The organism is Alteromonas sp. AWM4_230, assembly GCF_056158305.1.
Genome location: NZ_JBSWTB010000001.1, coordinates 4262164 through 4276506 on the forward strand (window position 1 = coordinate 4262164; position 14343 = coordinate 4276506).

Sequence of the window (14343 nt, forward strand, 5' to 3'; positions counted from 1 at the left end):
TCTGTGCAAAGTATCTGTGCTAGGTATCTGCGCTAGGTATTTATGAAAGATACCTGCGCAGATTCACAACGCCGAAATAAGCTGTGAAGTTTGTTTCAGGTTAGCGCTTAAGCGATGTCATACCATTGCTTAGCGTTTATAGATAACAGCGCCGCTTTTTGAGTTTCAGAAAGCGGCGTTATCATATTCGAGAACCCTCGCCAAAGCGCTGCATAAGGCATTCGCCACTGGCACAACGGGAAGTTGCTCGCAAACATGACCTGATTTGTGCCAACTGTGTTCAATAAGGTTTCAAAAATATAGTTGGCTCGCTGCCAGTGCCACCTCCGCTCTTGCATTTCTAACCCTGAAAACTTAAACGCAACCTGCCCGGTTTCATTCAAGTCGCGGATATTCTGCCGCCATGTTCTAAACGCAAAGCTATTTATATCAAGTGGCGCAATAGCGGCGTGGTTGATTGCTACTTTCAAAGCTGGGTTTTGTTCTAATACATTAAGTAATGCAACTACGGCGTTAGTATCCGCAATATTTAACTGAGCATCAAAAGACAAGCTTTTAGAAGCCATGTGACTAATCGCCCATTTTACTCTAGGGGCGCGCAAAAGCGTTGCAGCGTCGTCATCTAAAATATGGCGAAGTCCACGTACAGAGGGGTAAAGTTCTAGCTTGTCAATATGACTGCCAACACTATAGCCAGCTAAATCTATGCAACCAACCGAGCGAAATGGCAGCGTACAATGACGCTCTAGAAAGGCAATTTCTCTCCACGGTCTACTGTTATCGTAGCCAGCTTCAATATGCACAAACCCATAAAGCTGTCCTAGAGAAGCCCGATGAAGCATCGCCTCTGTGGTATTTTTGGCAATATTTTTCTTATCAGCCCAAAAAGGCGCATTAGTGGGTTTTAGCCAATCGTACTGCCCTTCATCTAAAGCAAAAAGATGAATATGAGGGTCTACCCACCTTTGTGAATGCTGAATCATTTTTTATTCTTTAACCCAAAGTTTGTACGGTTAACTGTGGCGTTTTTTACATCACCTACTTGCTGTGTTCCTATTTCGCTCTCACTAGTGAGCTGCGCCTTCTGTGCCTCTTTTTGCGCCGCTTGTGTTGAGCTCTATTTATCTCGCCCTTTCTATTGAGCCGTGTAGCCCCCATCCACAGCATACAAACTTCCTGTGATGAAAGACGCCTTGTCGCTACATAAAAAATAGGTCAGTTCCGCTACATCCTCTGGCTGACCTAATCGCCCAATGGGCTGGGCTGCAGCTTCTTCAGCTACTACATCGCTTTTATTTACACCAGAGCGAGCTACATAATTGTCAATCGCGTTATGAAATAAAGGGGTTTCAATGGTTCCTGGGCATACCGCGTTAACGCGAATGTTGTATGGGGCATAATCAAGTGCCGTGGTTTTTGCGATAGACGCCAGCGCACCTTTACTTACCCCGTAGGCAAAGGAGTTTCGCTTTCCTACAAACGACTGATCAGATCCCATCACCACAATGGCTCCACTTCCCTGCTTTTTCATCGTCGGCAAGCAAGATTTAATTGCGCCATAGGCGCCTTTAACGTTCAGGCTAAGCACCTTATCAAGCAAGGTTTCGTCGGTATCCTCAATAGTTGCAGACACGTGGATACCAGCATTACACACTAACGCGTCTATGCGTTGATAAGCCGTCATAACTTCATCGATTGCAGCTTCAACGTTACTTACCACGCTTACATCACAAGGCTTCCAAATAGCGTTAGGCACAGCTTGCTCAAAGTCTCTTATATCTAAGTTAACCACTTGATAGCCGTTTTCGCTAAACAACTTGCATACTGCAAAACCGATACCCAAGCTTCCCCCCGTGACTATACAAACCGGGGCCTGCGCTTCATTACTACTATGCTCAAGGTTTTTCTTCGCGCTATCTGAATTCATGACTTTATGTACCGTGTTGCTGGTGCGTATGTGTTATTTCAATGTAGGCTAAGCATGCCACTGAGTATGTGAATTGCAAGCAAGCTAAGCATTTGTGTTCACCATTCTATATTAACAGTGGCACACGAGACATCATCACCAGCATTTCCATGGGCTGCTCTCATTGCCACATCATCCAAATTTATTATTAACTTTCCTTTAACGGACTATTCGGACTACGCTTTTTGTGACTATAATAGGCAAAATTAAAACACTTGTTTGAAAAAGGAGTCATCCATGCCTCTGTACCACGCCCCTACAACTGATTTTCAGTTCTTATTAAAAGACTGGCTTGGACTTGATGCTCACTACGAAAAGCTCGGTATCAGCGACTTTGATAGCGAACTAGCCAATGAAATTATTGCGCAAGCCGCAAAGTTTGCCTTGGATGTGGTTGCCCCTCTTAACCGTGAGGGCGATGAGGAAGGCTGTAAGCTTGAAAACGGTAAAATTACCACACCTAAAGGCTTTGCAGATGCTTATCAGGAATATGTTGCTAACGGCTGGAACGCAATGCTAGGCACTGCCGAGTACGACGGGCAAGACTTGCCGTACACTATGGCGGTGCCTGTTCACGAAATGCTAAACGCGGCGAACTTAAGCTGGCGCTTAACCACCATGCTTACCGAAAGCGCCACGCTTGCTGTTACTAAGCACGCCAGTAAAGAATTGAAAGATATCTACCTTGCTAAGCTAATCAGCGGTGAGTGGACAGGTACAATGAACCTGACCGAGCCTCACGCGGGAACCGATTTGAGCTTGCTTAGCACTAAAGCTGAGCCACAAGGCGACGGTAGCTACAAAGTAACCGGTAACAAGATATTTATTACTGCTGGTGATCAAGACTGGAGCTCGAACGTTATTCACCTTGTGCTAGCTCGCCTTCCTGACGCACCAAAAGGTGTTAAAGGTATAAGCCTGTTTTTAGTGCCTAAATTCCTTCCAGATGCTAGCAATGAGCCAGGTGAGGCGAACAGCCTTTCAGTAGGAAGCATTGAACACAAAATGGGGATCAAAGCGAGCCCGACATGTGTGATGAACTTCGACGGCGCAACAGGCTACCTTGTCGGTGAAGAAAACCAAGGTTTAGCATGCATGTTCACTATGATGAACGATGCTCGGTTCCAAGTAGGCCTGCAAGGCTTAGGTGCAGCAGAAGCCTCGTACCAGGGCGCGCTAACCTACGCACGCGAACGTGTGCAGTCTCGCGCACCTCAGGGTATCCAAAACCCAGAGGGCAAAGCAGACCCAATCGTTTTTCAACCTGACGTAGCGCGTATGCTACTTACACAGAAATCATTGATTGAAGGTTGCCGTGCACTTTCACTTTTCTACGCTAAATTTATGGACGTAGAAAAACTTGGTGAGGGCCAAGAAAAAGAAGATGCCGACAAAATACTTCAGTTTTTAACGCCTATCTGTAAAGCCTTTATGACCGATATGGGCCTTGAAACGACTAGCCTCGGTGTACAGGTATTCGGTGGTCACGGTTTTATTCGTGAGTGGGGCATGGAGCAACTTATGCGCGATGTGCGCATTGCAATGCTGTACGAAGGAACGAACGGTATACAGGCCCTAGACCTTATCGGCCGTAAGCTTACCCGCGATGGCGGACAAATGATGGAAGCTACTTATAAAGCGTTTAGTGCATTAGTTAGCGACATTCAAGACAGTGAAGCGAAAGGTCTCGCTCAAGGTATTCTTGATGATTGGCGTGCATCTTCAGCCGATTGTTTAGGTATGGATGCAACTACCGCGGCGGCAGCTGCCTGTGATTACTTAGCATACAGCGCCTATTCATTGATTGGTGTACTTTGGTACAGCATGGCTGATAAAGCTCAGGCATCGGGCAATATGGTACTTGCCGCCTCAAAGATGAAAACACGTGACTTCTATATGGAACGTATTTTAGTACGCCGTGACGCACATAAAGCCGCTTACAAAGCAGGCCCTGAAAGCACACTCGCTATTTCGGGCAATGAATTTGATTACCTGTAAGCTATACACGCTTTCTTAGCCCAACAAACCTGGACTAAAAACACAAAAAAGGTCACTACACGTGACCTTTTTTATTACCTTTTTAAAAAGGTGTATTAATCGTTTGCCGCGACTTGCGTGGAGAACGTATCAGCAAACCAGTCGTTTAGCATGGCTTTCTCGTACGATAACGACTCGGTGCGGTTGTGACGGATATTCGACTCCATAAAGTCCATGTCTTTAAGCTTCACATCCTCACCACTTAAAATGACCTGACCATCAGAATTAGATAGCGAGTAGCTGAACGTCATTCTTGGAATATCTATGCGTTTAATTATTCGCACATCGCTGCCAGCCCCGCTGCCAAAACCTACAAACTGGCTCGGCCAAACTTGACCAGCCAAATCAACGTTTGTCACCGTCATCGACAGTACCTGTGATTCGGGCAGGTCGCTAGCTAATTCTGTAATGTGTTCTTCTAAGTCTTTTAAAGTTCGCTCACGAAAGCGTTTACGAGATTCATTGGCTGGCCTGACATCGCTGTAAGATTCTGGCTCTTCCCATGTTATCTCTACCTCAGCGGCTTGGGTTGGCGCAAAAACAACTAGAGCCCCTACGGCTGCGGCGCAACTTAAACAAGAAAAAGTACGTAATTTATTCACTTTCATGCTCCTAAATTCAGTCGTTTAACCTTAAGTTAGCAAGCGTTGAGAAAGTTATTAATCAAAAAAACATTAGAAAAGTTTTAGATTTAACTTTTTCTTACTCAAAAAGCTAATGTCACTTTGAAACTTGCATAACCGGCGACTGCTTAATGATTAGGCACAGTTTTGCGCGTTTAGTTCCCGTAAAATTAGGGTTTATATCATCGTTTTCACAATAGGTGTGGTGAAAGCGTTTTACGCTTGCAGCATCGGCGGTAATTAGTTTAACGTAGCTTTGCTGGTAAGGTTTCAAAGGGCTTAGTTCAATATTTATTTTATCTTGCAAACTACGTAACTCTTTTCGCTCTGGAAGGGTGGCAATGGACACCAGCCAGTCAGAGACAGAGTTTTGAATATCTTCAAATAAATACTGGACAAAAGGAGAGCGCAGCACTATTACCAAAACAATAATTTCCGCAGCGATAATAAAGAACCGTAACATAACTTCTCAGCTAACTTTGATAGGGGTTTACAACAAATAGCGCCTACTTTGTGCGCTTTTCACCAACAATATACTTAATAAATGCTTTGCTAATTTGTATTACAACAAGGTTCACTGTACATGATTTGGACACTTATTGGCCACATAATTGCGCTGCATGGTAGTGTGTTATCTAACTTACTGTAAACACGATAGTTTATACTAAGGTATAACTTGTATACTTTTTCGACCGACACTTTTTAGGGCTAACCATTTATTCAATTTTACGCTTATTAGCCATGTCGCTGTATGTAGAAATTTACAAAATGACATAATGCAAAAGAAAAATAACAAGCCACCAGCATTATTTTCTGAACTTTCAGTATTGACTGAAAGTTTAAAAAGATAGACCATACGCCGCATTATTGATCTATATTAAATATGACGTGTTGAACGCGGTTATACTGCACAAGCAGTTTGTTACGTCACATAAGGTTAAGCTATGAATGAACAAATACCGGTCAAAAACGTAACACCGGTAAAAGTACATAAACCCAAAGGAGCCACAGAGGGTAAACGTCACGACTCCCGTAGCCGTATTTATGTGCGCGCCGTAAAGGGCCCCTTGGAAACGTTTAGACGTTTCTTCGGTCTTTTCTTTTTAGCCCTTTTTGCCATCATTCCATGGATTCAGTACAACGGCCATCAGGCCGTACTGCTTGATATTGGCGAGCAACGTTTTACTATTTTCTCGCTTACCTTGTGGCCTCAAGACCTTACCTTACTGGCCTATATATTCATTGTTTCCGCTTTTGCATTGTTTTTTGTCACCACCTTCGCAGGTAGAGTGTGGTGTGGCTTTATGTGCCCACAAACGACATGGGTATACATATACACATGGTTTGAAGAGAAGTTCGAAGGCCCGCGTAACAAGCGTATAGCGCTAGATGCGCGTAAAATGGATGCAGATAAATTTTTGCGTAAAACGGCGAAGCATACCGCTTGGGTATTGGTAGCCCTATTAACTGCGCTAACCTTTGTCGGCTACTTCACGCCAATTGATGCTCTGTTTGTTGATTTCGTCACATTCGATACCAGTTTCTGGGCAGGGTTTTCTGTTATTTTCTTTGCAGTTTGTACCTACGGGAATGCAGGCTACATGCGTGAAATCATGTGTACCCACATTTGCCCTTATGCACGATTCCAATCTGCCATGTTCGACAAAGATACATTTACCGTATCTTACGATGCAAAACGCGGCGAACAGCGCGGCCCACGCCCTCGAAAGCTCAGTCACGAACAGGTGCAGGAAAAAGGCTTAGGTGACTGCATTGACTGTAATTTATGTGTTCAAGTCTGCCCTACCGGTATTGATATTCGCAACGGCCTTCAATACGAGTGCATCAACTGCGGTGCCTGTGTTGATGCCTGTAATGGCGTAATGGATAAAATGGGCTACCCCAAAGGCTTGATAAGCTTTACCTCAGAGGAAGAACTTGCTGGTGGTAAGACTCACGTTTTTCGACCTAAACTAATTGGTTACTTTGTCGTTCTTCTGGTGATGACAGGTTTGTTGTTCGCCAATATTTGGACACGCAGCCCAACTGAAGTCGACATCATCCGCGACAGAAACTCACTGTACCGCGAGACCAATGAAGGGCTTATTGAAAACGTATATACCATAAAAGTGCTCAACAAAACCCAGCAAGAGCAAACGTATACTATTGCTGTAAAAGGTCTTCCTGACTACGAATACATAGGCGAGCAAGAAGTAACAGTTAAAGGTGGTGCGGTTTACAGTACGCCGATTTCTGTTGCAACGGACGCTTATAATCTGGAAGATACGGTTACCGATATTTTTATCAGTGTAACCACCACTATTGATGGGGAAACGGTTACGGTTGATGAACCAACGAAGTTCCTTTATCGATGACAGATTTTTCTTTTTCTGGGCTTAGCCCAGACACCATATTAGATGCCCTGGAAAGTCAGGGCATTTTTCTTCAAAGCGGCCTGCTAGCGCTCAACAGCTATGAAAACCGCGTTTATCAATTTTTGGCTGAAGACGGTCAGCGCTATGTGGCAAAATTCTATCGCCCAGGTCGATGGACAGATGCGCAAATTCTTGAAGAACACGCGTTTGCTGCAGAGCTAATGGATAACGAAATCCCATTGGCTGCACCTTTAGCTTTAAACGGTAAAACACTCCATCATCATACGGTGGCAGAGACTGACTATCGATTTACGCTATTCCCTTCGGTAGGCGGTAGACAATTTGAAAACGACAACCTTGATCAGCTCGAATGGATGGGGCGTTTTATTGGTCGTATCCATCGCGTTGCGTCAGCTAAAGAGTTTGCAGATCGCCCCTCAATTGACATTGAAAGTTACCTTGATGAGCCCAAACAGGTTCTGTTGCAAAGCACACTGCTACCCGAGCATTTAAAGACGGCCTTTTTTGCCATACTCAATCCAGTTATTGAGGCCACCCAACAAGCGTATAAGCCAACATCGAATATTCGTTTACACGGTGACTGCCATCCAGGCAATATACTATGGCGCGACGGTCCAACCTTCGTTGACTTAGATGACTGCCGTATGGGACCCGCTATTCAAGACTTATGGATGATGTTAAGTGGCGACCGCCAACAGCAGCTTTTGCAGCTAGATACCCTAGTAGAGGCCTACGAAGAATTTCACGAATTCGATACGGCTCAGTTAGCGCTTATCGAACCGCTTAGAGCAATGCGCATGGTGCATTACATGGCGTGGCTTTCTCGTCGGTGGGAAGACCCTGCGTTTCCTCGTGCGTTCCCTTGGTTTGCTGAAGACAAATATTGGGAAGGCCAAATACTTGCCCTTAAAGAACAGCTATCTGCACTCCAAGAGCCCCCGTTGAAACTAGGTTACTGATCCAACTTTTACATCACTTATCAAAGCGCTTTTTCGATATTTTTATACAAATCGAAAAAGCGTAATTTATAAGAAACCGTATTCGCTATCACTTTTTAAGTTCTATATAATCGCGCTGTGTAGGTGCTTTTGTCGCGCTCCATAACTACTACTGTGACAATAGTTAAACGGGAAATCAGTGAAAAGCTGATGCTGCCCCCGCAACGGTAAACTCAACGCATTGTCGTTTTCTTTTCATTCGCCACTGTCTTTTATACGTCAACGCGCTTCAGCGCAATCAGACGCCACTAGATGGGAAGGCAAAAGAGCCATTACCTTATCGGTATTGGCGAGTAAGCCCGGATACCGGCCTGTACTTCATGGTGTCGTTTTTTGCTCCTATTCAAAAGAATAAGTAACAACGTGCACTTTCACTCATCATGTGCTCGGGTGGAGCGCATCAAAGATAATATAAAAACCATGCGTACACATTTTACTAAAGCAGCCCTTAGCGCTGCAGTTATTTCGTGCTTAAGCACATCTGCCTTCGCGCAAACTTCAAACCAAGATATTGAAACGCTAACCGTCACCGGCACCCGTTTACCTATTTCGCTAACTAAACTGCCTGGCTCAGTATCGGTGCTAACTGAAAGCGACATTAAAGCTTCGGGCGCACTTCAACTTACTGACCTCATTCGCGGCCTACCGGGCGTTAGCTTGTCTCAGTCAGGCAGTCCTGGTGGCTTAACAGAGCTGCGCGTGCGCGGCGGTGAAACCAACCATCTACTTGTTTTAATTGATGGTGTTGTTGCCAACGATGTAGGCCAAGGGAGTCTTGTTGACCTTGCTCATCTTACTAGCGCCAACGTAGTGCGCATTGAGCTACTTCGCGGCCCGCAAAGTGCGAGGTGGGGTAGCGGTGCAATTGGTGGTGTACTGAGCATTACCACTAAATCTGGCCAGTTTGCCGACAATGGTTCTCACGTAGATTTTTCAGCTGGCATTGGCTCTCAAGGTACCCTTCAGGGCAGCATGAATGCGCGCTCACAGAGCGATGACGTGGGAGTGTCTGCCTACGCGAGCTATATTAGGACTGACGGAGATAACGTATCTCGCGTTGGTAACGAAGACGATGGCTATGACAATATGACTGCTGGCATAAACCTCAATTATGCCGCCACCACCGAGCACACCTTCATCGCGAATTTACGTACTGTTCAATATGAAAATGACTATGACGGTACTGACTTTGTCATAACCGGCCTTCCCGCTGATACAGATAACGTGACAGATGGCACACAAGTTAGTGCGAAATTAAGATGGGAATTTGCCCCTGAAAACACAGGCTACCGTTCGGCATTAAGTGCACACTATCGTAAAGATGAAAACGATAATACTGAATCGGGTACGGATACAGGCGGCACCACGGGTGAGCGTATTGAATTAAACTGGACCGGTTTTTACACCATCGACAATTGGGATTTTGCAGGCGGCGTTGAATATCTACAGCGCCTTTTTGACCAGCGCGGCCCTATTGTATTTGGCGATCCTAACCAAAAACAACACGACAACACCTACAGCGTATTTGCAGAAACAAACAGTCAGTTTACCGAGTCGCTAACGGCAACATTAAGCGCAAGGTTCGACAACAATAGTGAGTTCGACAATGCCGTAAGTTATCGCGGCGGTTTGACATGGCAACTTAACGACCACTACGCTGTTTTCACAAGCTATGGTAGAGCCGTTAAAACACCAACCTTTACTGAACGCTTTGGTTATTTCCCAGCGAGCTTCATCGGAAACCCTAACCTAGAGCCTGAAACCAGTGAAGAGTGGGAAGTAGGTGTTAAAGCCAACTGGCAATCGCTTTCTGGTCAAATCAGTACCTATACCACCGATCTTGAAGACGAAATTAACGGCTTTGTTTATGTTTCTGACTTAGGTGCGTTCAGTGCGGATAATATCGATGGTGAAAGTTCTCGGGAAGGCATCGATGTAGAGCTAGACTGGGACAGTGGCTATGGGGACCTTACCGCCGCCTACAGCTACCTAGACGCTGAGCAAACTGACAGTGGTATCACAAGCACAGAGTTACGTCGTGCTCGCCATCAAGGCTCGATAACTTATACCACTGACTTTGGTACAGAAAAGTTTAGCTTTTACACCAAGCTGGCCTACACCGGAAGCCGTTACGACACTTTCTTCCCACCATTCCCTGAGCCGTCTCAAACGTTAGCGCTTTCAGCTTATACCCTTGCTACCGTTAACGTAGGTTATCAAATCGATAGTCAGTGGCAGGTCTCGCTGAAAGTCGACAATGCATTCGATACCGACTATGAAGATATTGTAGGTTATGCGGGGCAGGAGCAAAGAGCACTGCTTTCTGTTAACTATACTATGTAGTTAATTTAGGCCAAGCCTAGCAATTCAATCGGCTACACAGTGGTGTAGCCGTTTTTCGTTCAATAGTTTGGCGTCTATTTTATTATTGTAGCTTTTACTTCTACTTATCATCGCCCTTCTTTGCCGCAGGCTTAAACTTCGGCACATTTTTTTATCTCCCCCTACTCTAGCCGTATCAGTAAATGCTATTCATATTCTATTCATGGTAAGAGGTTTATTCTGCGACAATCGCTTATCCCATCGCAGGTAATGTTAACCCCATCGCGTACTAAGACTTTGTTGCGAAACAGGTCCTAGTTAAGCAAACAAGCCTGTGATAATCTCAACATCGATAATCGTTTTTTTAATACAGGATCATAATCCATGAAAAAGTTTGCAGTAATGTTTGTCATGGCAATGCTTTTGCCATTAACAGCTTGCGCTCAAGAGCCAGCGTCTAAATGGAAAGAAGGCACGCACTTTAAAGTGCTTGATAAAGAAGCCACAGATAAACCCGTAATTACTGAGTACTTCTCATTTTGGTGCCCGCACTGCTTCCAGTTCGAGCCAATCGTTGCACAAATTAAAGAAAAGAAAAGCGACGGTACTAAGTTCAATAAAGTACACGTAAACTTTATGCGCTTCACCGGCCCAGAAGTTCAGGACGATGCGACTAAAGCTATGCTAATTGCCCGCGCAATGAAGCAAGAAGATGCAATGAACGGTGCTATCTTTAACTACATTCATAAACAGCGCGCGTCTATCACAGGGCTGAAAGACCTTCGCAACATCTTCGTGGTTAATGGCATAGACGGTGCAGAATTCGATAAAATGGCTAAGAGCTTCGGCGTTAATAGCATGGTGCGCAAAAACCAACAGCAAATTGATGAGTACCGTGAGCACCTAACAGGTGTACCTAGCTTTATTATTAACGGTAAATATCAGCCAACGTTTACCGCTGATATGTCATACGATGACATCGCTGACCTTATCGTGTGGTTGTCAGAGCAGAAGTAATTTGGTTTAACAACCAATAACACCTTTAATTATGAAATGGGCGCTCTTGCGCCCATTTTTACGCCTAGGAGCCCCCGAATGCGAGCAGTAAGCAACTTTGCCGAATTCATTTGTGAACTTGATCAACTCAAAGCGGTTAAGCGTCAGATTACGCTTCCAAGTGATAACTATCGCCAAGAAAACTCCGCAGAGCACAGCTGGCATGTTGCGTTAATGGCAAATATGTTGAGTGAATATGCAGCCAAGCCAATTGATATCACGCGAGTTATTCGCATGATCCTTATTCACGATATCGTGGAAATTGACGCTGGTGATATGTTCGCGTTTAACCAGCAAGCCGACCATGACGCACAAGCTGAGAAGGAACTCGCGGCCGCAAAGCGCATTTTTGGTTTATTGCCAAGCCCACTTGATAGCGAACTGCTCAATTTATGGCTTGAGTTTGAAGCCGCAGAAACCGCCGATGCAGAATTTGCTAAAGCCATGGACCGAGTACTTCCTGTATTTCAAAATATGAAAGACAATGGAGGAAGCTGGAAGCGTCACGGTATTGCAAGAGAGAAAATTGAGGCGCGAAATGCACACTTGAAATCGTGTGCGCCAGCACTGTGGGACTATGTTATGCAGCAGCTAGATATAGCCGTTGAAAAAGGCTGGCTAAGTCAATAACGACTTAGCCAATCTAGTTTCGTGAAGCTATAACGCTAGGTTAGATCTGAGCGTTAATTCGCATAGCAATTAAAAACGCGTACCAACCCACATCCAAAAGCGATTAGCGTCTACTTTTATATCGCCCGCGTCGTAAGTACCGTACTTGATGCCGAAATTGTACTTACCCGCAAATTTCTTGGTGTATTGAACATTGAATTCACTACCTAAATCATCAACGCCATTGCTGCTGTCGTCAGCGCTAAAATCATGATAAGCCAAAAGCCACTTACCACCGGCTGAGGCCGCCAGAAAGTGAAAACTTAAGGTCTTGTAAGCCTTGTGCTGGTGTCCCCAAAAACTGATCGGTCCAACCGTTGAACTTGTGTAGAGTAGCAAGAGGTGTAGCAAACCCGTACAGTCCATCATCTGAACCGAGTACTTCATAATCGACTTTAGCGGTTACACCAGAGAAGGTTGCGGCTAGATAGGCGTTTAGGTAAGACGTGTCGAAATCAGTGGCTGTCTCTCCTGCGCCAGCTTCGCTCGATTGCGTAGCAAACTCAGCGCCATAAGCCCAATTTATGCTGTCACCTTTCATTTTACCATCGTAGCTTACGCCATACGTATCCAGTGCATTGTCTGTATCATTATCTACTTCTAATAAATACGCGTAGGCCACAAACTTACCTATTTTCGACTTATAAGTAGCGTGAAGGATATGATCTTTTGAATCTAAATCAGCAGCTTCGGCAAAAATACGGTTACGCTTATATAAGTAGCTATAGAAAAGCTCTAGATTGTCAGTTGCCGCATATTTTGCGCTTATGGCATCAAAGGTCTGACGGTCTTGTCTCCAACCAACGTGACCAACAAATCTGTGGTCATCTAGCGTAATAACCTGGCGACCAACCTTGGCGGTAAAGTCATCTGTTTTGTATTGAATAAAGGCTTGGTCAACTTCCGTTGTTTCAGGGTCGGCAATTACCGAGTATTCACCCACATTGAAGCCAGTAGGCCCTACGGTGAACTCATCTTGCCCCATTACAATGCGGCTATCTTCAACTTCGGCGGTAAACGAGAAACCATTAACACTCCCCGAGCTAAAGCCTAAACGGGTACGTAAGCTCAGTGCGCTTGCATCTTCTAGCGCGTTGTCTTGATCTACGGCCTCATAACGCAAGTTTAGATCTGCCCATGCTTTTGAGTCGCTTAGCGCGGTATGAATATCAGCTGCCATTGCGCTGCCACCTAAAACTGCCATAACAGAGGCAGCTAACATATTAATGCTTAGTTTTTTAAACGTGTTCATGCGTGTTCCCTATCGGTTTTGATTTTAATTTTTTATTAGCCAACACTTACCCAGCCAGCATGAAAATGCCGGTTAAAAAGTGAAAGTTATACGTTGTAGGCGGTAAAGCTACCGCTCTTATCAGATGCCGATAGTGCTAGGCAGCATCTGATTTTTTAGTGTCTTTTTTTTCAGATGTCACCCCGCTGGGTTTTGATGATGCGTTGTTAGTACGTGAAGTAACGGTTTCAACCTTCTTCTGTTTGTCGTAAAGGAAGGTTAATACCTCATGTCGGTAGTGGTTATATTGTTTGTTGTCGGCAAGCGCTAATCGATCACGCGGGCGAGGCAACTCAATATCTAGAATTTCACCAATGGTGGCGGCGGGCCCATTGTTCATCATTACGATGCGATCAGATAGCAATACTGCTTCATCCACGTCATGGGTAATCATGATGACGGTGTTACCCAAATCAGCATGAATTTCCATTAAAGAGTCTTGAAGGTGTGCACGAGTTAATGCGTCAAGCGCGCCAAACGGTTCGTCCATCAATAACACTTTAGGTTCCATTGCCAGCGCGCGCGCAATACCTACTCGTTGTTTCATACCCCCGGAGATTTCACTTGGCAATTTGTCGAGTGCGTGAGTCATGTGTACAAGCTCTAAGTTGTGCATGATCCATTCGCGCATCTCGCCTTTACTCTTACCTCGCATGGTGGATTTAACGGCCAACTCAACGTTCTTATATACCGTAAGCCAAGGCAATAGCGAATGGTTTTGAAATACTACGGCGCGCTCTGGTCCGGGCTGCTTCACTTCAGCGCCATCTAATATTACGCCTCCTGAAGTCGCTTGGTGTAAACCCGCGATAATATTCAGCACTGTCGATTTTCCGCAACCAGAGTGACCAATCAATGAAACAAATTCACCTTTGCTAATTTTAAGATTTACATCTTGAAGCGCAGTAAAGGGGCCCTTTGGAGTTGGGAAGTCGATACCTACCTGCTCTAATTCTAAATGTTTAGTATGCATAAATTTCTCCTC

Annotated in this window: 11 protein-coding genes, 1 pseudogene and 1 riboswitch; of the genes and pseudogenes, 6 read left to right on the forward strand and 6 right to left on the reverse strand. The window is 45.0% G+C overall.

Features of this window, described 5'->3' with window-relative positions; translation table 11 throughout:
* Nucleotides 1–107: 107 nt before the first annotated feature.
* Together ACXACS_RS18325 and ACXACS_RS18330 are read right to left on the reverse strand one after the other, a co-directional pair.
* The gene (locus ACXACS_RS18325; protein WP_474808729.1) at nt 108–983 is read right to left on the reverse strand and encodes an amidohydrolase family protein; all 876 of its coding nucleotides are present in this window, start codon (nt 981–983) and stop codon (nt 108–110) included.
* 152 nt (nt 984–1135) lie between these two features.
* Nucleotides 1136–1927 (reverse strand): SDR family NAD(P)-dependent oxidoreductase, encoded by a 792-nt coding sequence (locus ACXACS_RS18330; RefSeq protein WP_474808731.1) that lies wholly within the window; start codon nt 1925–1927, stop codon nt 1136–1138.
* A 276-nt stretch (nt 1928–2203) separates the two neighbouring features.
* On the opposite strand from ACXACS_RS18330, the gene ACXACS_RS18335 reads away from it, so the two are divergent.
* Nucleotides 2204–3964, forward strand: a complete 1761-nt coding sequence (locus ACXACS_RS18335; RefSeq protein WP_474808732.1) for an acyl-CoA dehydrogenase family protein — start codon at nt 2204–2206, stop codon at nt 3962–3964.
* A 95-nt stretch (nt 3965–4059) separates the two neighbouring features.
* On the opposite strand, the gene ACXACS_RS18340 is transcribed toward ACXACS_RS18335, so the two are convergent.
* Nucleotides 4060–4605: a DUF3016 domain-containing protein gene (locus ACXACS_RS18340; RefSeq protein ID WP_179982362.1), complete on the reverse strand. Its 546-nt coding sequence runs from the start codon at nt 4603–4605 to the stop codon at nt 4060–4062.
* Nucleotides 4606–4723: 118 nt separating this feature from the next.
* Nucleotides 4724–5089, reverse strand: a complete 366-nt coding sequence (locus tag ACXACS_RS18345; protein WP_474808734.1) for a hypothetical protein — start codon at nt 5087–5089, stop codon at nt 4724–4726.
* 481 nt (nt 5090–5570) lie between these two features.
* Between ACXACS_RS18345 and ccoG the strand changes: the two genes are divergently transcribed.
* The 5 genes from ccoG to ACXACS_RS18370 all read left to right on the forward strand — a co-directional run bounded on the left by ccoG (nt 5571) and on the right by ACXACS_RS18370 (nt 12028).
* Nucleotides 5571–7001, forward strand: coding sequence for a cytochrome c oxidase accessory protein CcoG (gene ccoG / locus ACXACS_RS18350; RefSeq protein ID WP_474808736.1), 1431 nt, complete (start codon nt 5571–5573; stop codon nt 6999–7001).
* Complete coding sequence (locus tag ACXACS_RS18355; protein ID WP_474808738.1) at nt 6998–7981, forward strand: serine/threonine protein kinase; 984 nt, start codon at nt 6998–7000, stop codon at nt 7979–7981. Before ccoG ends, ACXACS_RS18355 begins: the two co-directional genes overlap by 4 nt.
* Before the next feature lie 104 nt (nt 7982–8085).
* Nucleotides 8086–8349, forward strand: a riboswitch (cobalamin riboswitch).
* Nucleotides 8350–8440: 91 nt separating this feature from the next.
* Complete coding sequence (locus ACXACS_RS18360; RefSeq protein ID WP_474808740.1) at nt 8441–10363, forward strand: TonB-dependent receptor plug domain-containing protein; 1923 nt, start codon at nt 8441–8443, stop codon at nt 10361–10363.
* A 363-nt stretch (nt 10364–10726) separates the two neighbouring features.
* A complete protein-coding gene (locus tag ACXACS_RS18365) occupies nt 10727–11359 on the forward strand; it encodes a thiol:disulfide interchange protein DsbA/DsbL (RefSeq protein WP_474808742.1) in 633 nt (210 codons plus the stop codon).
* 78 nt (nt 11360–11437) lie between these two features.
* On the forward strand, nt 11438–12028 hold the full coding sequence (locus tag ACXACS_RS18370; RefSeq protein ID WP_474808743.1) for an HD domain-containing protein: 591 nt from the start codon (nt 11438–11440) through the stop codon (nt 12026–12028).
* A gap of 69 nt (nt 12029–12097) precedes the next feature.
* Here the strand turns inward: ACXACS_RS18370 and ACXACS_RS18375 are convergent.
* Together ACXACS_RS18375 and ACXACS_RS18380 are read right to left on the reverse strand one after the other, a co-directional pair.
* A pseudogene (locus ACXACS_RS18375) lies at nt 12098–13289 on the reverse strand (alginate export family protein).
* A 166-nt stretch (nt 13290–13455) separates the two neighbouring features.
* Nucleotides 13456–14331 (reverse strand): ABC transporter ATP-binding protein, encoded by an 876-nt coding sequence (locus ACXACS_RS18380; RefSeq protein ID WP_474808744.1) that lies wholly within the window; start codon nt 14329–14331, stop codon nt 13456–13458.
* Nucleotides 14332–14343 lie beyond the last annotated feature (12 nt).